This is a genomic window from Cohnella caldifontis (assembly GCF_029360585.1).
Taxonomy (GTDB): Bacteria; Bacillota; Bacilli; order Paenibacillales; family Paenibacillaceae; genus Cohnella; species Cohnella caldifontis.
Genome location: NZ_JAQZSJ010000001.1, coordinates 194,595 through 220,470, shown reverse-complemented (window position 1 = coordinate 220,470; position 25,876 = coordinate 194,595). Strand labels below are relative to the sequence as shown.

Here is a 25,876-nt window from a genome sequence, read left to right as displayed (position 1 = left end):
GGGCAGTTCGATCGATAGGCTGCGCCGGCGAGATCCGGGTTGACATAACCGGTTGTCTATGAAATAATTGTTGTAACAACTAATTGCGCAGGGTGGAAAGAGGGGAACGCGCTTGGATAACCGCGAACACCCGCTGGGACTGGACCATTCGCTGGGCTTCGCGCTCGGCGTCAGCTACCGCAAGATCTCCGCGCTCCTCGCCTCGCGCCTTCGGCCGATCGGCTTGACGCCGGAGCAGTGGTCCGTCCTGGCCCGGATTTCGGAGAAAGACGGCCAGATCCAGAAAGAGATCGCGGAGCGGGCCGGAAAGGACAAGCCGACGACGACGCGGATCCTGGACGGCCTCGAGGCGAAAGGTTTCATTACGCGCAAAATCGGACCGTCGGACCGCCGGAGTTTCGAAGTGAGTCTCACGGAGCAGGGAAGGAACGCCGCGGAGCTTGCGGCTCCCGTCGAGCGGGATACGATCCGGGAAGCGTGCGCCGGCTTTACGGCGGAACAGTACCGGACGATGATGAAATGGCTTGACGCCATCAACTCCAACGTCGATCGGATTTTACAGCCAGAAACGGAGTGAAAAGGATGGAATCGGATAAACGCCTTTGGACCCGATCGTTCATCGTGCTGACGATCGGTTATTTTTTGCTGTTTTTGAGTTTGCACCTCATGTTGTCGCCTTTGCCGACGTACGTTCAGCAACGTTACCGCTCGGATGACGTCACGATCAGCCTGCTTACCAGCACGTTCGCGGTGTTCGCGATCGCTTCGCGGTTCCTTGCCGCCTGGGCGATGAAGCGGATGCACCGCAACGCCGTGCTGATCGTCGGACTTGCGGCCGCCACGGCGGCAATCGCGGTTTACCCCTACGCGTCTTCCGTCGAAGCGCTGCTGCTGATGCGGGCGGTCCACGGGTTCGGCTTCGGCTGGGCCAGCACCGTCATTCCCACGTTGGTCTCGCAAATCATTCCCGGCAAAAGGATCGGGGAAGGGATCGGCTATTTCGGGTACTCCACCAGCGTAGCCATGGCGGTCGGACCGGCGGCGGGGCTCCAGCTGCTGGACGTTGCCGGGATTCACGCGCTGGCCTGGACGGGCGCCGTCTTGGCGGCGGCGATTCTGCCGTTGCTGTTCGCCGGACGAAGCATTCCGAAGCAGCCGGAGCGCAAGGAAACCGTCCGCGCGCCCGGCGCGAAAGACCGCATGAACACGAAAACGCTGCTGCCCGCCGCCCTCAATACGCTGCTGTCCGTCGTTTACGGAGGATTGCTCGGTTTTCTCAGCCTGTACGGCAAGCAGCTCGGCATCGACCAGATCGGCGTCTTCTTTCTCGTATCGGTCGTCACGGTCGTGGCGGTCCGGCCGATCTCCGGCCGGCTGTTCGACCGCGTCGGGCATCAGGTCGTGCTGATTCCGGGCGCCGTCGCGGTCCTGGCCGGGATGGTCGCGCTGTCCTACGCCCGTTCCTTGGGCGCTGTGCTGGCCGCCGCCTTGATTTTCGGCGCCGGATTCGGCGCCATCCAACTTACCACGCAGGCATGGATGCTGAAATTGGCGGACCGGAGACATCATGCCGCCGCGAACAGCTTGTACTACAATACGATCGACCTGGGGGTCGCGGCCGGGGCGATGCTGCTCGGCGCCGTGGCGTCCGCGGTCGGATACGCGGGCATGTACCGCATTTCCGGGGGCATCATGATCGTGTTCCTCGCCTTGTATCTGGTCGGTCTCGCGGCGGAAAAAAGCAAAAAGGAGACGCTGCAAATGGAGAACGGACGTCCGGTTTCGTAACCGGCGTCCGTTTTTTTTCTATTCTTCGCGATTTCGGAAGCGGGTCTGACATAGAATCTTGTACCCTCTCATATGATTTTTGAGGAAATCCAACAGGAGCGCCGGCGGGCGTACGTCGGCATGGGAAACATTTTGGGCGGAGGGGTCATAATCGGGCCGCGCGCTCATACAATGTTACCAGTCCAATTTCGTGTACGAGTTCCGTCGCGCTGGCGGCACGCGTGGTTTCGCGATTACGATGGGAGGGGAATCTCAAGTGGAAAAAGTGGACATTTTCAAAGATATCGCCGAGCGGACCGGCGGCGACATCTACCTCGGGGTCGTCGGCGCCGTACGGACGGGCAAATCGACCTTCATCAAACGCTTCATGGAGACCGTCGTGCTGCCCAACATCACGCACGAGGCCGACCGCGTCAGGGCCGTGGACGAATTGCCGCAGAGCGCGGCAGGGCGCACGATCATGACGACCGAACCCAAGTTCGTGCCGAACAACGCGGTGCAGATCCGGGTGGCCGAAGGACTCGAAGTCAACGTCCGGCTCGTGGACTGCGTCGGTTATACCGTAGAAGGCGCCAAAGGCTTCGAGGACGAAAGCGGTCCCCGGATGATTTCGACCCCGTGGTTCGAGGAGCCGATCCCGTTCCAGGAAGCGGCAGAGATCGGGACCCGCAAAGTCATCCAGGAGCACTCCACCCTGGGCGTGGTCGTCACGACCGACGGCACGATCGCGGAAATCCCGCGAAGCGCGTACGTCGAAGCCGAAGAGCGCGTCGTGAACGAGCTCAAGGAAGTCGGCAAGCCTTTCGTGCTGATCATCAACTCCACCCGGCCCCGCAGCGAAGAAGCGCAATCGCTTCGCGGCGAGCTGGCCGCCAAATACGACATTCCGGTGATGACCCTCTCCGCGGCGACGATGGGCGAAGACGAAGTGATGGGCGTGCTGCGGGAAGTGCTCTACGAATTCCCGGTGCACGAAGTCAACGTCAATCTCCCGAGCTGGGTCATGGTGCTGAACGAAGGCCACTGGCTGCGCTCGAGCTACGAAAATTCCGTCCGGGAGACGGTGAAGGATATCCGCCGGCTGCGCGACGTCGACCGCGTCGTGGCGCAGTTCATGGAATACGATTTCGTCGCCCGCGCCGGCCTCAGCGGCATGAACATGGGCCAGGGCGTCGCCGAAATCGACTTGTATGCGCCCGACGAACTTTACGACCGCATCCTGATGGAGGTCGTCGGCACCGAGATCCGCGGCAAGGATCACCTGCTGCAGCTGATGCAGGAGTTCGCCCATGCCAAACGCGAATACGACCGCTTCGCGGAAGCGCTCGAGATGGTGAAAACGACCGGCTACGGCATCGCCGCCCCGACGCTCAAGGAAATGGTGCTCGACGAGCCGGAGCTGATCCGTCAAGGTTCCCGGTTCGGCGTCCGCCTCAAGGCGACCGCTCCTTCGATCCATATGATCCGGGTGGACGTGGAATCCGAATTCGCGCCGATCATCGGCACCGAGAAGCAGAGCGAGGAGCTCGTCCGCTATTTGATGCAGGATTTCGAGAAGGATCCGATCAAGATTTGGGAATCGGATATTTTCGGCCGCTCGCTGCACTCCATCGTGCGCGAAGGCATCCAAGGCAAAATCGCGATGATGCCGGACAACGCGCGGTACAAACTGCAGGAAACGCTGGGCCGCATCATCAACGAAGGCTCGGGCGGACTGATCGCGATCATCCTCTAAACCGGAAGACACCCTTTTTCGCGAAGGGTGTTTTTTCTTTGGGCTGTTTTTACGCTAGGAGGCGCGCTTGGGAAGGGAGAAAGGGAGGACGGGAGGACGGGAGGTGTGAGGACGGCAGGTGTGAGGACGGCAGACGGGAGGATGGAAGGGCGGAAGGAACGGATGACGGCATTCGGAAGGATGGAAGGGCGGAAGGAAGGGATGACGGCAGGCGGGAGGACGGAACGACGGAAGGACGGAAAGCAGGGATGACCGGCAGACGGGAGGATGGAAGGACGGAAGGGCGGAAGGAAGGAATGACGGCAGACGGGAGGACGGAACGACGGAAGGGCGGAAGGAAGGATTGACGGCGGACGGGAGGATGGAAGGGCCTGAAGGAAGGAATGACGACTGACAGGAGGACGGAACGACGGAAGAACGGAAAGAAGGAAGGAAGGGAGACACCGGGGATCGGGCCTTCAGGGAGAGAAACTGCCGTCGCTCTCCCCATTCGCCGGCGAAGCAGGTTCCCGCTGCGGGAATTCTATCGTTTGGCGAAAGTTGTAACGGACACACAGGACGTTATGGATGGGAGAATCGTCATTTTGAATTTCTAACGGACACGGATGCACTTATTTGGCAATAATCGTTATTTCGGCGGTGATTTTGGGGCAAATAAGGTCCTGTATGTCCGTTAGATCTAATAGGGAGCGATTCGTCGCGAAATAGGGGCATTCCTGTCCGTTAGACTCATCCTCCAAAGATGGGGAACGCATACCCGGGAACGAGGGGGCGAGCAGCCGTACGGACCGACGCCCCCAACCCACGCACCCGGCCAACCAACCAACGCCACGAACCGACGCCACGAACCGACGCCACGAACCAACGCCACGAACCAACGCCACGAACCAACGCCACGAACCAACGCCTCCTAACAACGCACCAAGCCCCGACCTACGCACCAATTAAGCAAAGGACATTCTACCGAAGATTCGACAAATTTTTTCATAAACCCGATTGACGCACTCGGATTTAACGTGATAATGTAAATCTAGTTTTGGTAGGGACAAGTTTGTGGGGAGGAAGAAACAAAGATGAAAAAGACGAAACAAACGGCCGTATGGCTCTCGCTGATCCTGGCGTTCGCGCTGGCGCTTTCGGCGTGCGGCAAAAACAGCGAAAAGACCGTCAGCTCGCCATCCGCAGGGCCCGCGAGCCCTTCCGCGGCGGCGTCCGAACTGCCCGCCGAAATACAGGCGTTGGTCGGCACGCCGGAAGTCGATGCGCTGAAAGGCAAAAAGATCGCCCTGATCATGCGTTTGAACACGGGTACGTTCTCCGCCCAGTACGTGGACGGCGTGAAAAAGCAAGTCGCCAAATACGGCGGGGAAGTGACCGTCATGACTGCCGATAACGACCTGGCGAAAATGGCTGCGAACCTGGATTCCGCGGTCAACCAGCATTTCGACGGGATCCTGCTGGACCACGGCGATCCCGGCGCGCTGACGGCCGGCGTGAACAAAGCGCTGGAAGCGAAAATCCCGGTCGTGGCGTTCGACTCGGCCCTGAACGGCGTCCAAGGCGTGACGAACCTGGCGCAGAACGACCAGAAGCTGGCGGAAATGACGCTGGAGCAATTGGCGAAAGACACCGGGGGCAAAGGCAATATCGTCAAAGTATGGGTGGCCGGGTTCCCTCCGATGGAAAGCCGTCAGATTTCCTATAAGAAATTCCAGGAGAAATATCCGGACCTCAAGGAAATCGCGGCGTTCGGCGATGCCAGCAACCCGCAGCTCGACACCCAGAACCGGATGGAAGCCGTTCTGAAGCAATATCCGAACAAAGGCGACATCTCGGCCGTCTTCGCGGCATGGGACGAGTTCGCGAAAGGCGCGGCCAACGCGATCAAGCAGGCCGGACGCGACGAAATCAAGATTTACGGCATCGACCTCAGCGACGAAGACCTGAAAATGATCCAGGATCCGACCAGCCCGTGGGTCGCTTCCGCCGCGGTCGATCCTTCCTCGATCGGCACCGTCCAGGTCCGCTACCTCTACCAAAAGCTGCACGGCGACCAAACGGAAGCGACGGTGGAGCTGGAGCCGATCTTCGTGCAACGCGACATGCTGCCGAAAGATAAAGCCGTCACGACGGCCGACCTGGCGCAATACGTGCCGGGCTGGGGTCAGAGCGACGCCGGCAACACGGATTACCTGAAAGCACTCGAGGCGTCCGTTGGCAAATAACGGCGGCGAAAAAAACGGCGCGGCGCGGTAAACAACCGCGCCGTTTTCTGTTACTCTATGAGGAGGGAGTGAGGTTCAGATGAAACCGGACGGAAGCGCAAGCGTGCTTCGCATGCGCGGAATCGCCAAGTCGTTCGCGGGCGTGCCGGCGCTGAAAGGCGTCGATTTCACCTTGCGCGGCGGCGAGGTTCACGCGTTGCTGGGCGCGAACGGAGCGGGCAAGAGCACGCTGATGAAAATATTGTCGGGCGCGTACGAAACCGACGAAGGGACGCTGGAAATCGACGGGAAGCCGATCGTCCTGCGATCGCCGGCGGACGCCAAACGCGCGGGCATCCACTGCGTGTACCAGGAAGTGGACACGTCGCTCGTGCCGCATTTGACCGTAGGCGAGAATATCATGCTGGACAAGCTGGCCTCGCCTTCGGGCGATCGGTGGATCCGCTGGGGCGCGCTTCATGAGGAAGCCGCGCGCGTGCTGGAGCGGATCGGGCTTCCACTGTCCACGCGCCGGCGGGTCCGCGATTTGACTTTGTCCGAGAAGCAGCTCGTGCTGATCGCCCGGCTGCTGGCGGAGAAAGCGAAGTTCGTCATCCTGGACGAGCCGACGGCGCCGCTCAGCCTCGAGGAAGCGGAGACGCTGTTCCGCATCATGGAGGGGCTGAAGCGTGACGGTATCGGCGTCGTCTTCATTTCGCACCGGCTTCCCGAAGTGTTCCGCGTCTCGGGCGAAATCACGGTCATGCGGGACGGGCAGCGGGTATGGACGAAGAGCCGCGGGGAGACGGACATGCTGGAAGTCGTGCGCGCCATGCTGGGCCGCAGCTTCGAGGAAGAATACCCGAAAATGGAAGCCCCGATCGGCGATACGCTGTTGTCCGTTCGCGGCCTGGCCGCCGGCACGAAGGTCCGGGGCGTGGACTTCGACGTCCGGGCGGGAGAAATCGCGGCCGTCGTCGGGCTGGTCGGCGCGGGCAAGACGGAGCTGTCGCGGCTGATGTTCGGGGCCGATCCGGCGGAACGCGGCACCGTGACGGTCGCCGGGAGGCAAGCCGACTTGGGTTCGCCCGCCGGCGCGATCGCGTCGGGCATCGCTTTGGTGCCGGAGGAGCGCCGCAAGGAGGGCATCCTGGTCCGCGAGTCGGTGCTGCATAACCTCAGCTTGCCGATCCTAAGAACGATCAGCCGCTCGGGCTTTCTGTCGGGCGCGGCGGAACGAAGGCACGGCAACGATACGGTAACCTCCCTGGGCATCAAGACGGCGGGCCTTGGCCAACTGACCGCCTATCTTAGCGGAGGAAACCAGCAGAAGGTCGCGATCGGCAAATGGACGGCCACGGACGCGAAAGTGTTCCTGTTCGACGAACCGACCAAAGGCGTCGACATCGGCGCCAAAAGCGACATTTTCCGGATCATCGGGCAGTTGGCCCAGCAGGGAAAAGCCGTCGTGTACCTGACGTGCGAGTTCGCGGAAGCGCTCGGGCTCGCCGACCGGATTCTCGTCATGTGCGACGGCCGGATCGTCAAACAATTCAAACGCGGGGAAGCCACGCAGGAAGACCTGCTTTACTATGCCAGTGCGGGGAGAGAGGAACCGTCGTGAAAAACCGAATCCTGCATTACACGTTCCAGTTCGGCGCCTTGGCCTTCATCGCCCTCGTGGTGCTGTTTTTCTCGCTGTACAACGAGCATTTCTTCACGTACAGCAATTTGACCGATATCTTGCGCTCCATCTCGATCGTGACCTTCGTCGCCATCGGCGTGACGATCTCGCTCATGGTGGACGGCTTCGACCTGTCGGTCGGGGCGACGATGTCGCTGTCCACGGTCGTGACCGCCGCCCTCATGGTCTGGTACCAGATGCCGCTGATCGTCGTCCTGATCGTGCCGTTGCTGATCGGGGCCGCCGTCGGCTTGCTCAACGCCTTCCTGATCGTGAAAATCCGCATCCCCGACTTGCTGGCCACGCTGGCGGTCATGTATATCGTCAATGGCATTCATAAGACATATACGAAGGGATATTCCGTCTACAACCACATGCCGCTGCAAGACGGCACGACGGCGCCCGGGGAAATGCTCAAATCGTTCCTCTGGATCGGCCAAGGCAAACTGCTGGGCGTGCCTTTTCCCGTCATTCTGATGATCGTCGCGGTCGTTTGCGCCCACGTCTTTTTCAAATACACCCGATGGGGACGCCAAATGATCATGACCGGCGGCAACGAGGAAGCCGCGCGCCTGTCGGGCCTTCGCGTCAAACGGGTCCGCGTGGCCGCCTACATCGCGTCGGGCGTGCTGGCCGCCATCGGCGGCATGCTGTTCGCGGCGCGGATCGGCTCCGGGCAAATCGACGCGGGCGCGCCGTACCTGATGGACTCCGTCGCGGCCGTTTTCGTCGGTTATTCCGTGTTCGCGGCCGGGCGTCCGAATATCGTCGGCACCTTTTTCGGGGCGGTTCTCATGGGCGTGCTGGTCAACGGACTCACGATGATGAACGTGCAATATTACACGAACGACATCATCAAAGGGGCCGTCTTGGTGCTCGCGCTGGCCGTCACGTTCATCCACATGAGCCGCAAAAAGACGTGAATCTCGCGCCACGCTTGAAACTTCGGGTTTTGCGCGTGTATAATTTCTCTGGAAACGGATAAACAGATATTAAGCCACGTTCCGTTCCGGGAGGTGAAGGACATGAACAAAACCGAACTGATTGCCAAAGTTTCCGAGCTGACCGATCTGTCCAAGAAGGATGCGACGCAGGCGGTAGACGCCGTATTCGACGTCATTTCCGAAGCGCTGCAAAACGGCGATAAAGTACAGCTCGTCGGCTTCGGCAATTTCGAAGTGCGCGAGCGTTCCGCCCGCAAAGGCCGCAATCCGCAGACGGGCGAAGAAATCGAGATCCCGGCCGGGAAAATTCCCGCGTTCAAACCGGGCAAGGCGCTGAAAGAAGGCATTAAATAAAGGAATTTCGGCTTGATTTTGTGGTGGTTTAGGGGTTGCGCCGAAGGAATGGCCTGTGCTATACTCAATCGGTGCCCGTTTTTCGGACCCGACGAGACGTAGCGCAATCTGGTAGCGCGCACCCTTGGGGTGGGTGAGGTTGCAGGTTCAAATCCTGTCGTCTCGACCATTACATATCGCCCTCGAAGACGATCGTATGCCGCGATCGTCTTCTTTCTATCCGGGGAGCGGGAGCGGAACGGGCGGCGCGGATTGACAGGCATCCCGCCGTTCGGTCATGATGGGAGAAAAAGGAGGCCTGGTACCGATGGAGGGGAATCAGTCGGATTACGTCGTCGTGAAAGCCAAAGAAGGCGGCGTCCAGGTGATCGGGCTGACGCGAGGCCTGGACACCAAGTTCCACCATACCGAGAAGCTCGACCGGGGCGAAGTGCTGATCGCGCAGTTCACCGAGCATACCTCGGCCATTAAAATCCGCGGGAAAGCCGTCGTAATGACCAAGTTCGGCACGATCGAGACGGACGCCTGAGGCTCGCGTCCGCAAGCGCAGGCATAGCCTGCTTTTTTTCTTTGTACAATGGGGTATGGACATCGCAGCCGTCAAGGAGGGACCCGCCATGCCCCATACCCGAATCTTCGCTTTCTCGGCCATATTCGGACTCGCCGCGATTTTCGCGCTGGGCGCGCTCTCGGCGCTGGAACCGCAGGTACGGGCGCGGCATGCCGCCGCCGTCACTGCCGCTTACCGGCAGTGGACGCTCGCCGAAGACAACCTCGCCGACGCCTTAGGGGGGATCCCGCTGCATCATCGCTTGACGAGGGTGGGCTGGGACCATGCCATGCTTTCCGTGGACCTGCAGGTCCGGGAAAAGGCGGCCGGACCCGAGGCGCTCTGGGCGGACGCGGCCGCGATTATCCGGTTCTCCTTCGCGGACGCAGGCAACGTAAGCCGCGTTTTGATTCGCGTGTACGGCGGGGCGGAAAGCCGCCGCACGCTTCTGTTCTACGGGGATCCCGGCAAGGCGGAATGGCCGGCCGACCGGCTGGAGAAGCTTCGCAGCCTCTCATCCTGGGCTGGCGGCGAGGCTGCGGAACGGCTTTCGCTCGCGGCGACCCCGGCGGGGGAAAGATGGCTGCGAAATTTTGCAAAATGATGAACAAGAGATGCGTCTTATGCGACTCCGCCGGGGTTATGTTATAATAGATTAAATCTAGAGCCGTTCCGACACCGGACGGGAGTTTCGGACGGCGGCAGCTCGGAGGATGGAGAATGACAAGCTATCGGGTGGAGCAGTTGGCCCATCAATATATGAAACATGACATGATCTCGCTCCATACGGAGCTGCCCGCGTTTCCCGACGGCCGAATCCGTCTTCTGTACGCCGTCCTGAGCCAGCAGCCGGCGGTTTCCGCGAGCCGGGAATTGTTCTCCGTCGTCACTTCGCTGGTCCAGATGGGGCTCGACACCCACGAGATGGTCGAGAACGGGATCCTGGGCGGGAAGGAAGGCACGCCGGTCATGCGGGCCCGGCAGCTCAAGGTGCTCGCCGGCGACTATTTCAGCAGCCGCTTCTACCACTTGCTGTCGCAGGCCGGGCAAATCGAAGCCGTGAATCGGCTGAGCCAGGCCGTGTGCGACCTGAACCGGATCAAAATGAACGTCTACGCGAGCATGAAGCAGTTGAAGCTGAACGCCGAGGACTATATCCAATACGGGGCGGAGATCAAATCCGGCCTGTTCCTGTCGTTTACGGGATTCATGCACGGTTTGTACGAGAAGCTTTGGCCCGAAATGGTCAAGCGGTTTTCGCGCTGCGAGCTGCTGCTTCAGGAACTGAAGGCCGCCGAACGGTCGGAGCCCTCCGCGGCGTACGGGTGGGGCTTCTGGCATGTCATGCAGGTCGGCACCGACGAAGACCGCCGTGCGCTCGCCGAACGGAGGGACGACAGCGGATTGATCCGTCACCTGATGGATCAGTACGGCGTCGTCGAGAAATTGTCATCCATGCTGCGCCAATCGGCGGTACAGCTTCGCGAGTGGGCGGGTCGGCTCCCTTCGGACAAGCTGATCCGCGAACTGCAGCCGCTCATCGAGCCGTTCTTCGCGGCCGCGGCGCCGAAACCGGCGGCCGCGCTCAAGGAATTGGGGTGAATCGGGGCTTGGACAGAAAGCTCGAGACCAAGGAACACGTCCATGCCGTATTTGAGAGCATCGCCCCCAAATACGACATGATGAACGATATCCTCAGCTTCCGCCGGCATAAGGCGTGGCGGAAATTCACGATGCGCAAGATGGACATCAAACCCGGGCAGAAGGCGCTTGACTTGTGCTGCGGCACCGCCGACTGGACGATCGCGCTGGCCCGGGCCAGCGGGGTGGAGACGGTCGGGCTCGATTTCAGCCGCAGCATGCTGGACGTCGGACAAGCCAAAGTCGACAAGGTCGGGCTGTCGGACCGGATCCGCCTCGTCGAAGGCAACGCCATGTCGCTTCCGTTTCCGGATAACGCGTTCGACTACGTGACGATCGGTTTCGGTCTTCGCAACGTGCCGGACATCGACCAGGTGCTGCGGGAGATGCGCCGGGTCGCGAAGCCGGGCGGCAAAGTCGTCTGCCTGGAGCTTTCCAAGCCGGATTGGCAGCCCTTTAAGGGCATTTATTATTTTTACTTCGAGAAATTGCTGCCTCTGCTCGGAAAGTGGCTGGTGAAACGATACGACCAATACCGTTGGCTTCCCGAGTCGCTCGCCCAGTTTCCTGATTTGCAGGAACTGGCGGAGCGATTCCGGGCGGCGGGCTTGCGCAACGTCCGGGCCTATCCGCTGACGGGCGGGGTGGCCGCGCTGCATATCGGAACGAAAGGGACTGACGGGGCATGATCCGCAAAATCCGCATTTTTCTGGAAATGATCAAGTTCGAGCACACGCTGTTCGCGCTGCCGTTCGCGTTCGTCGGCGCGATTCTGGGCGCGGTGACGGAGCAGCATCGGCTGCCGGAGTGGAGCGAAGTCGGCTGGATCCTGCTGGCGATGGTCGGCGCGCGGAGCGCCGCGATGGGCCTTAATCGGCTGATCGACAAGGCGATCGACGCCCGGAATCCCCGGACCGCCGGCCGAGCATTGCCGGCGGGGCTGCTGAAATCCGGCGAAGTGCTGCTGTTCATCATCGTGTCGTTCGCGCTGCTGTTCTGGGCAGCCTCGCAGCTGAATTCCCTCTCGGTGAAGCTGCTGCCGATCGCCGTCTTCATGACCGTTATTTATTCTTACACGAAGAGGTTCACCTGGCTGTGCCACGTCGTGCTCGGACTGACGCTCGGGCTCGCCCCGCTGGGCGGCTGGATCGCCGTGACCGGCGAAATCACGCTGCCCGCTTTGATTCTGTTCGTCACCGTGGCTTTGTGGTCGGCCGGCTTCGATATCATTTACGCCTGCCAGGACGTCGATTTCGACCGCGAGCACAAGCTGTTTTCGATCCCGTCCCGCTTCGGCATCGCCGCGGGCCTCAGGATCGCCCGTACCTTCCACGCGCTGACCGCGGTCGGCTTCGTCTTGCTGCTCGTGCTGACGGACCTGAGCTGGTGGTACTTGATCGGCATCGCGGCGGCCGCCGTCCTGCTGTTCTATGAGCACCGACTCGTCAAGCCGAACGACCTCAGCAAGCTGAACGCCGCCTTTTTCACGATGAACGGGGTGCTGAGCACCGTCGTGTTCGTCTTCACCTTCATCGATCTCGTGGTGGTGAGAACTTGGTGACGAGCGCGGAACGTCAGGCGACGCCGTCTGCCGCCAGGCGCTGGGTCGTCGGCATCACGGGCGCCAGCGGCGCGGTTTACGGCGTTACGCTGTGCCGCCGGCTGCTGGAAGCCGGCATACAGGTTCATCTCGTCGTCAGCGATGCCGGCTGGCGCGTGCTGAAAGAAGAGCTCGCCTGGGACGCGGCGAGACGTGCGGAGGCGCTGGAAGCGGCGTACGGAGAAGACGTTCGGAAAGGACGGCTCGTATACCATCCCTTCGGCGACATCGGAGCGTCCATCGCCAGCGGCTCGTTCCGCTGCGAAGGCATGGTCGTCATCCCTTGTTCGATGGGTTCGCTGTCGGCTATCGCCCACGGCGCATCGACCAATTTGCTGACGCGGGCGGCGGACGTGACGCTCAAGGAAGGACGGCCGCTCGTGGTCGTGCCGAGAGAGACGCCGCTGCACGCCGTCCATTTGGAGAACATGCTGGCGCTGGCCCGTCTCGGGGCGAGAATCATTCCCGCCATGCCGGCCTTCTACAACGGCCCTCGGACGATCGAAGACATGGTCGCGTTCCTGGTCGGCAAAGTGATGGACAACATGGGCATTGACAACAACTTGTACAACAGATGGGGAGAATAATATGAACGTCGGCCCAAAACGGCCGCTTCGCATCGGCCGGATCGATTATGCGAACGTGTGGCCCGTATTCCACCATTTCGATCCTTCGAGCCTCCGTTATCCGGCAGAGCTAGTGCCCGCGATGCCCGCCGTGCTCAACCGCAAGCTGAGGGAAGGGGACATCGACCTCGCCACGATCTCTTCGTTCGCCTACGGCGTTTCTTCGGATGCGTACTATCTGCTGCCGAACTTGTCGGTCAGCGCGCTGGGGCCGGTTCAATCGATCCTGCTGTTCATGAAATCCCCGCTCGAGAAAGTCGTCCGCGGGCGGATCGCCCTGACGACGACGTCGGCGACCTCCGTCAATCTGTTGAAAATCATCATGAAAAAGTTTTACGGCGGCGATCCCGTCTACGAGGACGCCGAACCTTCCTTGGAGCGCATGCTCGAGAGCGCCGACGCGGCGCTCCTGATCGGCGACCACGCCATTCGCGCGTCCTGGAGCAACCCCGGGTACCGCGTGCTGGATCTCGGCGACGTATGGCATTTATGGACGGGCCATTGGATGACGTTCGCGCTCTGGGCCGTTCGCAAAGAAACCGCCGACGCCCGGCCCGAAGAGGTGATGAGCGTCTATGAAGGGTTGCTGGAGAGCAAACGCCGCACCGCTTCGGACGTCGAATCCCTTGTCCATAAAGGGGTCCGCCAAATCGGCGGCACTCCGGATTACTGGCGGGGATATTTCCGCACGCTGCGCCACGATTTCGGTCCCGGCCAGCAGGCCGGCTTGATGCAGTATTTCCGGTACGCCCGCGAGCTCGGCCTGATCAACGGCGATGTCTCCTTGAACGAATGGCCGTACGCCAGCTCGACCGGCAACCCAACCCAACCGCAGGTGAAGCTATGAACATTCTCCAGATCTATTCGGCTTTGAAATCGGACCTGCAGGCGATCGAAGAGGAAATGACCCGAACGGTCGCCTCCGATCTTCCCTTGCTCAGCGAAACGTCGCAGCACCTGCTCAAGGCGGGCGGCAAGCGCATCCGTCCGTTGTTCGTGCTGTTGTCCGGCCAATTCGGCGCCTATTCGCTCGATACGCTGAAGAAAGTCGCCGCGGCCCTGGAACTGATCCATATGGCAACGCTCGTGCACGACGACGTGATCGACGACGCTTCGACCCGGCGGGGACAACTGACCGTCAAGTCCAAATGGGACAACCGGATCGCGATGTACACGGGCGATTACATCTACGCCAAGGCGCTGACGGTCATCACGCAGCTGCCCAATCCGAAGATCCACCGGATTCTGTCGGGCGCGATCGTCCAAATGTGCATCGGAGAAATGGAGCAAATCCGCGATTTCTTCAACGTAGACCAGAACATCAGGCGTTACCTGCTTCGCATCCGACGCAAAACCGCCCTGCTGATCGCCGTCAGCTGCCAGCTGGGCGCGCTCGCGGCCGAAGCGCCGCCCATGGTGAGCTCGACCCTGTACCGGTTCGGTTATAACGTCGGAATGGCGTACCAGATCGCGGACGACCTGCTCGACGTATGCGGGGCGGAGAAAGCGATCGGCAAGCCGCCGGGCAGCGATTTGCGCCAAGGGAACATCACGCTTCCTGTCTTGTTCGCGCTGGAGGATCCCGATGTCCGCGGCGAGCTGCTGGCGGAAATCTCCGCGATCCAGCGCAGCGAAATTCCGGATTCCGCGAAAGCGGTTCGGCTCGTCCGTTCCAGCCGCGGCGTGGCGTCCGCGGAACGATTGGCCGACCGGTACATCGCCAAGGCGCTGGCCGCGCTGGACGAGCTGCCGGACATCCCGGCCCGAAAAAGCTTGGCGGATATCGCGAAGTTCTCGACGGAGCGCAGCTACTAAACGTTGGATTATGGTAAAATGGCGTGAAGCGGGTCAGTCGGAAATCCCGTCCCCATTTGTCCTTGCAAAGGAGAGAGAGAGCATGGAACGTACCTATTTGATGGTGAAGCCGGACGGCGTTCAGCGCGGGCTGATCGGCGAAATCGTCGCGAGGTTCGAACGGAAAGGGCTTAAGCTGACCGCGGCCAAGCTGATGCAGGTCCCGCTGGAGACAGCCGAGAAGCATTACGCCGAGCATAAGGGCAAAGACTTCTACCAGCCGCTGCTCGATTTCATCACGTCGGGCCCCGTGTTCGCGATGGTCTGGGAAGGGGACGAAGCCGTCGCGCTCTGCCGTCAGCTGATCGGCAAGACGAACGCCCTCGAGGCCGCGCCCGGCACGATTCGAAGCGATTTCGCGATACATACGCGGTACAACCTCATTCACGGCTCGGATTCCCGCGAGAACGCCGAACGGGAAATCTCGATCTTTTTCCGGGAAGACGAGCTGGTCTCGTACGAGAAAGCGATACAGAACTGGATCTGAAGCGAGGAGAGCGGGATTCATGGGAGAGGCCGGAACGAATCCGCAGGTTGGCTTTGCGGAAGACGACGCGGATTTCGCGCGGTTCGTCGAGGATATCCGCAAGCTGACTTCCATCGATTTGTCGTTGTACAAAGAAAACCAGATGCGCAGGCGGCTGACGACTTTGCGCCTGAAACACGGTTTTTCCGCGTTTTCGGCGTACTATGAGGCTTTAGCCCGCGACCCCAAGCTGCTTGGCGAGTTTCTCGACCGCATGACGATCAACGTGTCGGAGTTTTGGCGGAATCCGAATCGCTGGCAAATGTTGAAGGAACGGTTTTTGGAGCCGATGGCGCAACGGCCGGGACGGCTGCTGGTGTGGAGCGCCGCCTGTTCGACGGGGGAGGAGCCGTATACGCTCGCCATGCTGCTCGATTCCCTCGGGGCGCTGGAGCGCACGACCCTGCTGGCCACCGACATCGACGAAACGGTGCTTGCCAAAGCGAAGGAAGGCGCCTACGCCGACCGTTCCATGCGGGATGTGCCGCAGGAATACCTGCTGCGGTATTTCCGACAGGAGAACGGCATGTACCGCGTGACCGACAAACTGAAGCAAGCCGTCCGATTCCAGCGCCAAAACCTGTTGCTGGATCCGTTTCCGGATCGGTACGACCTGATCGTCTGCCGCAACGTGATGATCTATTTCACAGAGGAAGCGAAATCCGGTCTCTACCGCAAATTCGCCCAAGCCTTGAAGCCGGGCGGGATCCTGTTCGTCGGAAGCACGGAACAGATTTTCAGTCCGGGCCAGTACGGATTGGAAGCCGCCGATACGTTTTTTTACCGCCGCGCGGACGCCGGCGTATGAGCCGGACATTCCCTTGCGATACTATGGACAGCCATCCATCCGGAGGGAATCATGGACAAGCGCAAAGTCATCGCCGCCTATCGCAGCGGCCTGATCTCCGTGCAGGAATGCGCGCAGATCCTGGGGATCGACAACGTTCATTTGATCGGTTTGATGCGGGAAACCGGCTCGGCCAAACGAATCGCGAAACCCAAGCAGTCCGTCCGTTCGTGACGGACTGTTTTCTTGTCAAACGCTTTAACGCTGTACTATAATAAACAACAATGAAAGATGAACCTAGACGGCTTGGTTCGACAAGGGAGGAACCGGATTTGAGTTTACGGTATTTGACCGCCGGGGAAACGCACGGCCCGCAGCTGACGGCCATCATCGAAGGGCTGCCGAGCAACCTCGAGCTGGATTTCGAGGCTTTGAGCTTCCAGCTGCAGCGGCGGCAGAAAGGCCACGGCCGCGGCCGGCGCATGCAGATCGAGACGGATACGGCCCAGATCGTCGGCGGCGTGCGGCACGGGCGCACGACGGGGGCGCCAGTCGCGCTGGTCGTCGAAAACAAAGACTGGAAGCACTGGACGAGCGTCATGAACGTGGAGCCGATCGAGGGCGGGGACGAAGCCAAGCGGCGCGTACACCGGCCGAGGCCCGGGCATGCCGACTTGAACGGCGGCTTGAAATACAACCTGAAAGACCTGCGCAACGTGCTGGAGCGTTCCAGCGCCCGCGAGACGGCCGCCCGCGTGGCGGTCGGGGCGGTGGCCCGCCAGCTGCTCGAGAAATTCGGCATCCAGGTGGCCGGGCACGTCGTTTCGATCGGAAACGTCGAGGCGGAAGCCCCGAATCTGCCGATCGACGAGCTGATCCGCGTCACGGAAGAATCGCCGGTGCGCGTCGCCGACAAGGCGGCGGAACAGCGCATGATCGAGCTGATCGACAAAACCAAAGAGGAAGGCGATTCGATCGGCGGGGTCGTCGAGTGCATCGTAACCGGCGTTCCGGTCGGCCTCGGCAGTCACGTCCAGTGGGACCGTAAGCTGGACGGGCGCATCGCGCAAGCGGTCGTGTCGATCAACGCCTTCAAGGGCGTGGAGATCGGCATCGGCTTCGAAGCCGCGCGCCGGCCCGGCTCCCAGGTGCACGACCCGATCCTGTACAGCGAGGAGAAAGGCTACCATCGCGCGTCCAACAACGCGGGAGGTTTCGAAGGCGGGATGACGAACGGGGAGCCGATCGTCGTCCGCGGCGTCATGAAGCCGATCCCGACGCTCTACAAGCCGTTGCCGAGCGTAGACATCGACACGAAGGAACCGTTCACCGCGCAGGTGGAACGTTCCGACGCCTGCGCGGTTCCGGCGGCGAGCGTCGTGCTCGAGCACGTCGTGGCATGGGAAGTCGCCAAGGCGTTCCTGGAGAAGTTCGGCGGCGATTCGATGGAAGAAATCCGGGCGAACCTGGACAACTATCTGCGTCAGGTGGCGGAATATTGATGGCGGAAGCGAAGACTGGCGGCCGAAGGGAACTGACCGTCGACCTGGGGGAACGCTCTTATCCCATTATCATCGGAACCGGACTATTGGAGACGACGGGAAGCCTGTTCGCGGAACGGGGCTTTCCGCTCAAATCCCCCATCCTGCTCGTCACCGACGCATCCGTGGCGGACCGGTACGCGCCGACCGTCGAAAAGTCTTTGCGCGATGCCGGGTATGCCGTTTCGCGGAAAGTCGTCCCATCGGGGGAAACGTCGAAATCGCTGGCCGTTTTCGAAGAATTGATCACGGCCGCCCTGGAAGCGGGACTGGACCGGAAATCGACGATCATCGCCCTGGGCGGCGGAGTCGTCGGGGATTTGGCCGGCTTTGCCGCGGCCAGCTACATGCGGGGCGTCCGGTTCGTGCAGATGCCGACGACGATTCTCGCCCATGACAGCAGCGTCGGCGGCAAAGTCGCGGTGAACCACCCGCTGGCCAAAAACATCATCGGAGCGTTCTACCAACCGGAGTTCGTGCTGTATGATCTGGATACGCTGAGCAGCCTGCCCCCCCGCGAAGTCCGGTCCGGGCTGGCCGAGGTGGTCAAACACGGCTTGATCTGGAACGCGGAGTTCGCGCGCTGGTGCGAAGAGCATGCGGACGCGCTGCTCGCGCTCGAACCGGACGCGTTAGGCTACGCCCTGTACGAAGGCTGCAAGGTGAAGGCCGCCGTCGTGTCTCGGGACGAGAGGGAGAACGACCTGCGGGCGATCTTGAACTTGGGCCATACGATCGGGCACGCGCTGGAGGCGGTGGCGGGCTACGGCCAGCTGCTGCACGGAGAAGCCATCTCCATCGGCATGGTCGGCGCCGCAAGGTTGGCGGCGCGCTTCGGATATTCGCCGGAGATCGAGGACGCGACCGAGCGGCTGCTGCGGAAAGTCGGCCTGCCGGTGAGGATTCCGTCCGGCATCGACCCGGATGCGGTGATGAAAGCGATGAGGCATGACAAAAAATTCAGCGAGGGCAACATGGTGTTCGTCGTGCCGACCGCCGTCGGAACGGTGGAAATCCGCAATGACGTGCCGGCCGTTTGGGTGCGGGAGATCGTGGAGCAACTTCGGGAGGGGAACTAGGGAACGATGTACACGAGGGGAATCCGCGGCGCCATTACGGTGGACGCGAACGAAGAGTTGCCGATTTTGGACGCCACCATCGTCCTGTTGAACGAGATCGTAGCGGCGAACAGGTTCCAGCCGGAGGATATCGCCTGCGTCTGGGTTACGGTGACGCAGGACTTGGACGCGACGTTTCCGGCCAGGGCCATTCGGCAAATGGAAGGTTGGGAGCTCGTGCCGCTGATGTGCTCCATGGAAATTCCCGTCAAGGGGGGCCTGGAGCGCTGCATCCGCCTGATGGTGCTGGTGAACACCGAGGCATCGCAGTCGGAGATCCGCCATGTCTACCTGGGCGGAGCGCGCGTGCTTCGGCCGGACTTGTCCGGAGCGTAACGCGGATTCCCGCGGTTGACGGGGCAGAAGCGTCATGCTATATTGAAACCAATACGCTGCGCGGAACGGTCGGCCGGAGGGACGATCACTTACGCGAGAGGCGGAGCAGAGTTTAGCGGAGTGGAGCCGAGCTGAGCAGAAACACCGGTCCGAATGCGCCAACGGCGTACCGGATAGCGGCGTTTTTCCGGGTTGTCCTTGGCAACCGGCATGGCACATGCATGAATCCGCGGCATCTCTGCGACGCAGAGATGCTTTTTTGTTTTAAAACAGGGGGCTCCCCCAAAAGTAATCGGAATAGGCTGCAAAGCTTAACGTCACTTTTGGGGGAAAAAGAAAGGAGTGGATGGAATGGATCCGAAGGAGCTGCAGCAAGTCATCGCTTTGGCAGGCGCGTATAACGTCATTCCGATCGCAAGAACGCTCATGGCGGACACGGAAACCCCGATCCGGGTGTTTCAGCAGTTCAGGCGGGACAAACGGGCTTTCTTGCTGGAAAGCGTGGAGGGCGGAGAAAAGTGGGCCCGCTATTCGTTCATCGGGACGGACCCGTTCCTCGTCATCCGGCTGAAGCGCGGGGAAGTCACGCTGGAGCAGGGCGGAACGGTCGAGAGACGGGAAACCGGCGATCCGCTGCAGCTCATCCGGGAAAAGCTGAGAGCGTACCGGAGTCCGGCGCTGCCGGAGCTGCCCCCGTTCACCGGCGGCGCGATCGGCTTTTTCGGCTACGATTTGCTTCAATATTACGAGAAGAAGCTGCCGGCGCACCGCAAGGACGATTTGAACATGGACGACATGCACTTCCTGTTTTGCGACAAAATCATCGTGTTCGACCATTTCAAGCAGCAGGTGCAGGTGATCGGGAACGTCCACGTCAAGGACGGGGCGACCGACCGGGAGATCGAGGCTGCCTGCCTGGAGACGGAGAAGGGCATCGAATCCGTGATCCGGCGGCTGCGGCAGCCCGTTCCGCAAGCACCGTCCCGCGGCGCTCCGCCGAACGATCCGGACTTGGGTCAAGTGGAGTCCAACCTGACGAAGGAGCAGTACATCGCGAACGTCGAGCAGGCCAAAGCATACATCCGGGCCGGCGACATTTTCCAAGTCGTGCTCTCCCAGCGCTTCCACATCGAGACGGACGTCGATCCGTTGCAAGTGTACCGCGTGCTGCGCACGATGAACCCTTCGCCCTACATGTACTGCCTCAAGCTGGACGACGAAATGATCGTCGGGACTTCGCCCGAGGCGCTGGTCAAGGTGGACGACGGCAAGCTGGAGACGCGGCCGATCGCCGGAACGCGGCCCCGTGGCCGCACGCCGGAGGAGGACGAAGCGCTCGAGCGGGAGCTCCTGGCCGACGAGAAAGAGCGTGCCGAGCACGTTATGCTGGTCGACCTCGGGCGCAACGATTTGGGACGGGTGTCGGAATTCGGCAGCGTGAAATGCGACAGCTACATGCAGATCGAACGGTATTCCCACGTCATGCACATCGTGTCCAACGTGATCGGGAGGCTGCGGAAGGACAAAGATTTCTTCGACGCCTTCCTGTCCTGCCTGCCCGCCGGAACGGTATCGGGCGCGCCGAAGCTGCGGGCGATGGAAATCATCGCGGAGCTGGAAAACGAAGCGAGAGGCGCCTACGCCGGCGCGATCGGCTATCTGGGCTTTTCGGGCAGCCTCAATACGTGCATTACGATCCGGACGATCATTTTCAAGAACGGGAAAGCTTACGTGCAAGCCGGAGCCGGCATCGTATGGGATTCCGTGCCGGAGAAGGAATACGAGGAAACGGTCAATAAGGCGAAAGCTTTGTTGAAAGCGATCCGCGCGGCGGAAGCGGCGTTCCCGCCGCTGGCAACGGCCGGAGACCGCCGGACGAACCTGGATTACGATTAATCGGGGAACGGGAGGAGATTCACATGGACGCAACGGTTGCAAACAAAGCGGAAGCTTTCACGCTGCCGCAGGGGCTGGCCGCGATTACGTCGGGCCGCGACTTGACGAGGGACGAAGCTTTCCATATCATGACGGTAATCATGAAGGGCGAAGCGACGCCGGCCCAAATCGGCGCGATCATGGTCGCCCTGCGCATGAAGGGAGAGACGGTGGACGAAATCACCGGTTTCGCCGAAGCGATGCGCTCCTTCTCCAACCGCGTTCGGACGGAGAACGTTAACCTGCTCGACACGTGCGGAACCGGGGGATCCGGCATCCATAAATTCAACATCTCCACCACCTCGGCCGTCATCGCGGCGGCCGCGGGGGCCCGCGTCGCCAAGCACGGCAACCGGGCGATGTCGGGCAAAGCCGGCAGCGCGGACGTGCTCGAAGCGCTCGGCGTCAACATCGAGCTGACGCCCGAGCAAGCCGCCGAATGCCTGGCGCGCGAGAACATCTGCTTCATGTTCGCGCAGCTCTATCATCCCGCGCTGAAACATGCATCGGCTCCGCGGAAGGAAATCGGCGTTCGATCGATTTTCAACATGCTCGGACCGCTCGCCAATCCGGCGGGCGCCGATCGCCAGCTGATCGGTCTGTATGACCGTTCGCGCACGGAAGCCGTCGCTTCCGTGTTAGGCCGGCTGGGCCTTAAGCGGGCGATGGTCGTCGGCAGCCACGACGGGCTGGACGAAATCAGCCTGTCCGCGCCGACGCAGGTATCGGAGCTGAAGGAAGGTGCCGTGAGGACGTATGACATCACGCCGGAGGAACTCGGCTTGTCGACGGTGCCGCTGGGCGCGGTGAAAGGCGGCGACGCGCTGGCGAACGCGCAGATTATCTGCCGGGTGCTGGGCGGGGAGAAAAGCCCGTACCGCGACGTGGTACTGCTCAATGCGGGCGCCTGCATCTACGTGTCGGATCTGGCCCCGACGCTGGGGGATGGCGTGCGGTTGGCCGCCGAGATGATCGATTCCGGCAAAGCCGAACAAAAACTGCGGCAATGGATCGCCGTGACGGGAGAACTGAGCCATGTTTCTTGATCGCATCGTCGCCACGAAACGGCGCGAAGTGGAAGTCCTTCGGGAATCGCTGCCGATCGCCCGGGCGGAGAAAGAAGTCGCGGCGCTGCCGGCTTGCCGGGGCTTCGAGAACGCCCTGCGGCGGAGGCGCCGTCCGGTCGGCCTGATCGCGGAGGTAAAGAAGGCAAGTCCGTCCAAAGGCTTGATCCGGCCGGATTTCGATCCCGCGGCGTTAGCCCGTTCGTATGCGGACGCGGGGACGGATTGCATTTCCGTACTTACGGATACGGATTATTTCCAAGGACGCAACGAATATTTGAATGTAGTCCGCGAGGCCGTCCCGGTTCCGCTGCTCCGCAAGGATTTCACGATCGACGGGCTGCAAATTTACGAAGCCCGGCTAATCGGGGCGGACGCGGTGCTGCTCATCGCCGCGATCCTGACCCCGGAGCAGCTGGCCTCGTACCATCGACTGGCCCGGGACCTCGGCTTGGACGTATTGGTCGAGGTGCACAACCGGGAGGAGCTCGAGACCGTTCTGGAGTTTGGGGAGGCGACGTTGATCGGAGTCAACAACCGGAATCTCCATACGTTCGAGACGGATCTCCGGGTGACGGAAGAGCTGATCGGGCTGATGCCTTCGTCCGCCGTCGCGGTGAGCGAAAGCGCGATTTCCACGCCGGACGATATCGCTTTCGTTCGCAAAGCCGGCGCGTCGGCCGTCCTGATCGGCGAACACTTCATGCGCCAGCCGGATCCCGGCGAAGCGGTGAATCGGCTGCTCGGGCCGGCGGCGCCGAGGGAAGAAGGCGCGTCCCGATGACGGAGAGCAAAGCGCGGCCGCTGGTGAAAATCTGCGGGCTGCGGGAGGAAGCGACGGTTCGGGATATGGACGGGCTTCCCGTCGATTACGTCGGCTTCGTATTCGCGCCGAGCAAGCGCCGCGTGACGCCGGAGCAGGCGGGCAGGCTGCGCGCCGCCGCGATGCGGACGTCCATGAGGGACGGCAATCCGCCGTGGACGGTCGGCGTGTTCGCGGATCCGACGCCGGAAGAGCTGGAGCGCACGCTGGCGGCCGTGCCGCTTGACGTCGTCCAGCTGCACGGCCGGGAGACGCCGGCATACTGCCGCGAAATCGGGCGGCGGTTCGGCGTCGAGGTGTGGCGCGCGATGGCGGCGGAGGAGGAAGGCGTCCCGGCAGGGCCGGAACGCCTGGCCGAGTACGAAGGTGCCGTTTCCGCGGTGTTGATCGATACGGCCGGAGGAGGCACGGGGCGGACGTTCCGCTGGGAGCTGATCCCCGCTTACGCGGCACAAGCCCGCCGCCACGGCCTGCGCTTGTTCGTGGCCGGAGGGCTGTCGCCGGACAACGTCGGCGAGTTGATCTCCTCCTATAGGCCGGACGGCGTGGACGTATCGAGTGGAGTGGAGACGGACGGGACGAAAGACAGCGGCAAAATCGCCGCATTCGCGGAAAGGGTGAACCTAGCATGAGTCAACAAGTCGTTCCCGATCTGCACGGGCGTTTCGGCCCGTTCGGCGGCAAATACGTGCCGGAGACGCTGATGAACGCGCTCATCGAGCTCGAAGAAGCATACAACCGGTACAAGGACGATCCGGATTTTCTCGCGGAGATCCGCTATTTGCTCAAGCAGTATTCCGGGCGGCCGACGCCGCTTTATTACGCCGAGAGGCTGACCCGCCACGTCGGCGGCGCGAAAATCTACCTGAAGCGCGAAGATCTCAACCACACGGGCGCCCATAAAATCAACAACGCGATCGGTCAAGCCGTGCTCGCCAAACGGATGGGCAAAACGAAGGTGATCGCCGAGACCGGAGCCGGCCAGCATGGGGTCGCCTCCGCGACCGTCGCGGCGCTGCTCGGCCTGGAGTGCAAAGTGTTCATGGGCGAGGAAGACACGATCCGCCAGCAGCTCAACGTGTTCCGGATGAAGCTGCTCGGAGCCGAAGTCGTTCCCGTGATGTCCGGCACCCGCACGCTGAAGGACGCCTGCAACGAAACGCTGCGGTACTGGGTCAGCAACGTGAACGACACGTATTACATCCTGGGCTCCGCGACCGGACCGCATCCGTACCCGATGATGGTCCGCGATTTCCAACGGGTGATCGGGCTGGAGACGCGGGACCAGATTCTCGAAGCCGAGGGCCGGCTGCCGGACGCGATCATCGCGGCGGTGGGCGGCGGCAGCAACGCGATCGGCATGTTCCATCCGTTCGTGGGCGACGAAAGCGTCCGCTTGATCGGCGTGGAAGCGGCCGGACGCGGCGTCGATACCGAATTCCACGCGGCCACGATGACGAAGGGGCGCCCCGGCGTTTTCCAAGGCTCCATGAGCTACGTTCTTCAGGACGAAGGAGGCCAAGTGCTGCCGGCCCATTCGATTTCCGCGGGGCTGGACTATCCGGGCATCGGACCGGAGCATTCGTATCTCAAAGACATCAAACGCGCCCAATACGTGCCGATCACCGACCTGGAGGCGCTCGAAGCGCTGAAGCTGCTGTCCCGGACGGAAGGCATCATCCCGGCGCTGGAATCGGCGCACGCCGTTGCCCAGGCTTTGAAAACGGGCCGGACGATGAAACCGGACGAAATCCTGATCATCAACCTGTCCGGCCGGGGAGACAAGGACGTCGAGTCCATCATGAAATACGAAGCGGAAGGAGGGCCTCACGCATGAGCGCGGTCATCACGCCAAACGCCATCGACGAAGTGTTCGAAAAGCTCAAACGTACGGGTGAGACGGCGCTCATCCCCTTCCTGACGATGGGAGATCCCGATCTGGAAACGTCCGTCGCGCTCGTGCAGGCGGCCGAGGAAGCCGGAGCGCACATGATCGAGCTCGGCGTTCCCTACTCCGACCCGCTCGCGGACGGTCCGGTCATCCAGCGGGCGTCCGAGCGGGCTCTGCGCAGCCGTATCTCCTTGACCGATTGCATCGAAGTGGCTTCCAAAGCCCGCAGCCGGGGCGTCAAGATGCCTTTCATCATTTTCACGTATTATAATCCTGCTTTGCAGCTCGGACTGGAGCGCTTTTTCGGCTTGCTCAAGGAGAACGGCTTCAGCGGCGCCATCATCCCCGACCTGCCGATGGAAGAAGACGAAGAGCCGAGGAGGCTGGCCGAACGGGCAGGCATCCACCTGATCCCGCTCGTCGCCCCGACGTCGGAAGCGAGGGTGGAGCGGATCGCCTCCCGGGCGACCGGCTTCGTGTACTGCGTGTCGTCTCTTGGCGTCACCGGGGTCCGGACCACCTTCCATGAAGGAATCGATTCGTTCCTGGCCGCGGTCCGCAAAGCTTCCCGCGTGCCGATCTGCGTCGGCTTCGGGATCTCGTCCCGCGAGCAGGCGGAACGGTTTTCCGGCGTCTGCGACGGCGTCATCGTCGGCAGCGCCATCGTGCGCAAGGTCGAAGAAACGCTGCCGCAGCTGGAGTCCGCGGAGGCTTCCGAGAAGGAAGCGGGCATCGCGGCCGTCCGGAATTTCATCGCCGGGCTGAAGCCGCAACGTACGGTATAGCCGCAGCGTCCCGCACCCGTGCCGCATTTTTCGTCTGTACAGGGATCAGCTCATGTGTCACAATAAAATCATCGAATGTCCATGCGGAGC

The 25,876-nt window shown here is 61.6% G+C and carries 27 protein-coding genes and 1 tRNA gene; all 28 read left to right on the top strand.

The window, feature by feature from the left end; translation table 11 throughout:
* Positions 1-112: 112 nt before the first annotated feature.
* The 28 genes from PTZ19_RS01070 (at position 113) to trpA (ending at position 25,786) form a co-directional block, all read left to right on the top strand.
* Positions 113-577 carry a MarR family winged helix-turn-helix transcriptional regulator gene (locus PTZ19_RS01070; RefSeq protein WP_276351652.1) on the top strand — a complete coding sequence of 155 codons (465 nt, stop codon included), beginning with the start codon at positions 113-115 and terminating at the stop codon, positions 575-577.
* Between the two features lie 5 nt (positions 578-582).
* Positions 583-1,788: an MFS transporter gene (locus PTZ19_RS01065; protein WP_276351649.1), complete on the top strand. Its 1,206-nt coding sequence runs from the start codon at positions 583-585 to the stop codon at positions 1,786-1,788.
* 256 nt (positions 1,789-2,044) lie between these two features.
* Positions 2,045-3,523: a stage IV sporulation protein A gene (gene spoIVA, locus PTZ19_RS01060; protein ID WP_276351646.1), complete on the top strand. Its 1,479-nt coding sequence runs from the start codon at positions 2,045-2,047 to the stop codon at positions 3,521-3,523.
* Positions 3,524-4,596: 1,073 nt separating this feature from the next.
* A complete protein-coding gene (locus PTZ19_RS01055) occupies positions 4,597-5,748 on the top strand; it encodes a sugar ABC transporter substrate-binding protein (RefSeq protein ID WP_276351642.1) in 1,152 nt (383 codons plus the stop codon).
* Between the two features lie 79 nt (positions 5,749-5,827).
* Positions 5,828-7,351 (top strand): sugar ABC transporter ATP-binding protein, encoded by a 1,524-nt coding sequence (locus tag PTZ19_RS01050; RefSeq protein WP_276351640.1) that lies wholly within the window; start codon positions 5,828-5,830, stop codon positions 7,349-7,351.
* Positions 7,348-8,334, top strand: a complete 987-nt coding sequence (locus tag PTZ19_RS01045) for an ABC transporter permease (RefSeq protein WP_276351637.1) — start codon at positions 7,348-7,350, stop codon at positions 8,332-8,334. The genes PTZ19_RS01050 and PTZ19_RS01045 overlap by 4 nt, the downstream gene beginning before the upstream one ends.
* Before the next feature lie 66 nt (positions 8,335-8,400).
* Positions 8,401-8,709 carry an HU family DNA-binding protein gene (locus PTZ19_RS01040; protein ID WP_422614960.1) on the top strand — a complete coding sequence of 103 codons (309 nt, stop codon included), beginning with the start codon at positions 8,401-8,403 and terminating at the stop codon, positions 8,707-8,709.
* A 92-nt stretch (positions 8,710-8,801) separates the two neighbouring features.
* Positions 8,802-8,878 (top strand) — tRNA-Pro (locus PTZ19_RS01035).
* A gap of 138 nt (positions 8,879-9,016) precedes the next feature.
* Positions 9,017-9,238 carry a trp RNA-binding attenuation protein MtrB gene (gene mtrB / locus PTZ19_RS01030; protein ID WP_276351633.1) on the top strand — a complete coding sequence of 74 codons (222 nt, stop codon included), beginning with the start codon at positions 9,017-9,019 and terminating at the stop codon, positions 9,236-9,238.
* Positions 9,239-9,326: 88 nt separating this feature from the next.
* Positions 9,327-9,863 carry a hypothetical protein gene (locus PTZ19_RS01025; RefSeq protein ID WP_276351630.1) on the top strand — a complete coding sequence of 179 codons (537 nt, stop codon included), beginning with the start codon at positions 9,327-9,329 and terminating at the stop codon, positions 9,861-9,863.
* A gap of 116 nt (positions 9,864-9,979) precedes the next feature.
* Positions 9,980-10,861, top strand: coding sequence for a heptaprenyl diphosphate synthase component 1 (locus tag PTZ19_RS01020; RefSeq protein ID WP_276351628.1), 882 nt, complete (start codon positions 9,980-9,982; stop codon positions 10,859-10,861).
* Between the two features lie 8 nt (positions 10,862-10,869).
* Complete coding sequence (locus PTZ19_RS01015) at positions 10,870-11,589, top strand: demethylmenaquinone methyltransferase (RefSeq protein WP_276351626.1); 720 nt, start codon at positions 10,870-10,872, stop codon at positions 11,587-11,589.
* Complete coding sequence (locus tag PTZ19_RS01010; protein WP_276351624.1) at positions 11,586-12,461, top strand: UbiA-like polyprenyltransferase; 876 nt, start codon at positions 11,586-11,588, stop codon at positions 12,459-12,461. Before PTZ19_RS01015 ends, PTZ19_RS01010 begins: the two co-directional genes overlap by 4 nt.
* Positions 12,455-13,087: a UbiX family flavin prenyltransferase gene (locus PTZ19_RS01005; RefSeq protein WP_276351623.1), complete on the top strand. Its 633-nt coding sequence runs from the start codon at positions 12,455-12,457 to the stop codon at positions 13,085-13,087. The genes PTZ19_RS01010 and PTZ19_RS01005 overlap by 7 nt, the downstream gene beginning before the upstream one ends.
* A 1-nt stretch (position 13,088) precedes the next feature.
* Positions 13,089-13,973: a menaquinone biosynthetic enzyme MqnA/MqnD family protein gene (locus tag PTZ19_RS01000; protein ID WP_276351621.1), complete on the top strand. Its 885-nt coding sequence runs from the start codon at positions 13,089-13,091 to the stop codon at positions 13,971-13,973.
* Positions 13,970-14,941: a polyprenyl synthetase family protein gene (locus tag PTZ19_RS00995; protein WP_276351619.1), complete on the top strand. Its 972-nt coding sequence runs from the start codon at positions 13,970-13,972 to the stop codon at positions 14,939-14,941. Before PTZ19_RS01000 ends, PTZ19_RS00995 begins: the two co-directional genes overlap by 4 nt.
* A gap of 82 nt (positions 14,942-15,023) precedes the next feature.
* On the top strand, positions 15,024-15,467 hold the full coding sequence (gene ndk / locus PTZ19_RS00990) for a nucleoside-diphosphate kinase (RefSeq protein WP_276351617.1): 444 nt from the start codon (positions 15,024-15,026) through the stop codon (positions 15,465-15,467).
* A gap of 19 nt (positions 15,468-15,486) precedes the next feature.
* The gene (locus tag PTZ19_RS00985) at positions 15,487-16,314 is read left to right on the top strand and encodes a CheR family methyltransferase (RefSeq protein ID WP_276351615.1); all 828 of its coding nucleotides are present in this window, start codon (positions 15,487-15,489) and stop codon (positions 16,312-16,314) included.
* A gap of 51 nt (positions 16,315-16,365) precedes the next feature.
* Positions 16,366-16,527, top strand: a complete 162-nt coding sequence (locus PTZ19_RS00980) for a hypothetical protein (RefSeq protein ID WP_276351613.1) — start codon at positions 16,366-16,368, stop codon at positions 16,525-16,527.
* A gap of 98 nt (positions 16,528-16,625) precedes the next feature.
* Positions 16,626-17,795 carry a chorismate synthase gene (gene aroC, locus PTZ19_RS00975; protein WP_276351611.1) on the top strand — a complete coding sequence of 390 codons (1,170 nt, stop codon included), beginning with the start codon at positions 16,626-16,628 and terminating at the stop codon, positions 17,793-17,795.
* Positions 17,795-18,913 (top strand): 3-dehydroquinate synthase, encoded by a 1,119-nt coding sequence (gene aroB, locus PTZ19_RS00970; protein WP_276351609.1) that lies wholly within the window; start codon positions 17,795-17,797, stop codon positions 18,911-18,913. Before aroC ends, aroB begins: the two co-directional genes overlap by 1 nt.
* Positions 18,914-18,919: 6 nt before the next feature.
* The gene (gene aroH / locus PTZ19_RS00965) at positions 18,920-19,288 is read left to right on the top strand and encodes a chorismate mutase (RefSeq protein WP_276351607.1); all 369 of its coding nucleotides are present in this window, start codon (positions 18,920-18,922) and stop codon (positions 19,286-19,288) included.
* Between the two features lie 351 nt (positions 19,289-19,639).
* Complete coding sequence (trpE, locus tag PTZ19_RS00960; RefSeq protein ID WP_276351605.1) at positions 19,640-21,184, top strand: anthranilate synthase component I; 1,545 nt, start codon at positions 19,640-19,642, stop codon at positions 21,182-21,184.
* Positions 21,185-21,207: 23 nt separating this feature from the next.
* Positions 21,208-22,269, top strand: coding sequence for an anthranilate phosphoribosyltransferase (gene trpD / locus PTZ19_RS00955; protein ID WP_276351603.1), 1,062 nt, complete (start codon positions 21,208-21,210; stop codon positions 22,267-22,269).
* Positions 22,259-23,071, top strand: coding sequence for an indole-3-glycerol phosphate synthase TrpC (gene trpC, locus PTZ19_RS00950; RefSeq protein ID WP_276351601.1), 813 nt, complete (start codon positions 22,259-22,261; stop codon positions 23,069-23,071). Before trpD ends, trpC begins: the two co-directional genes overlap by 11 nt.
* The gene (locus tag PTZ19_RS00945) at positions 23,068-23,742 is read left to right on the top strand and encodes a phosphoribosylanthranilate isomerase (protein ID WP_276351599.1); all 675 of its coding nucleotides are present in this window, start codon (positions 23,068-23,070) and stop codon (positions 23,740-23,742) included. The genes trpC and PTZ19_RS00945 overlap by 4 nt, the downstream gene beginning before the upstream one ends.
* Entirely contained in the window at positions 23,739-24,947 is a 1,209-nt protein-coding gene (gene trpB / locus PTZ19_RS00940; protein ID WP_276351597.1) for a tryptophan synthase subunit beta, read from the top strand. Before PTZ19_RS00945 ends, trpB begins: the two co-directional genes overlap by 4 nt.
* Complete coding sequence (trpA, locus tag PTZ19_RS00935) at positions 24,944-25,786, top strand: tryptophan synthase subunit alpha (protein ID WP_276351595.1); 843 nt, start codon at positions 24,944-24,946, stop codon at positions 25,784-25,786. Before trpB ends, trpA begins: the two co-directional genes overlap by 4 nt.
* Positions 25,787-25,876: the final 90 nt, after the last annotated feature.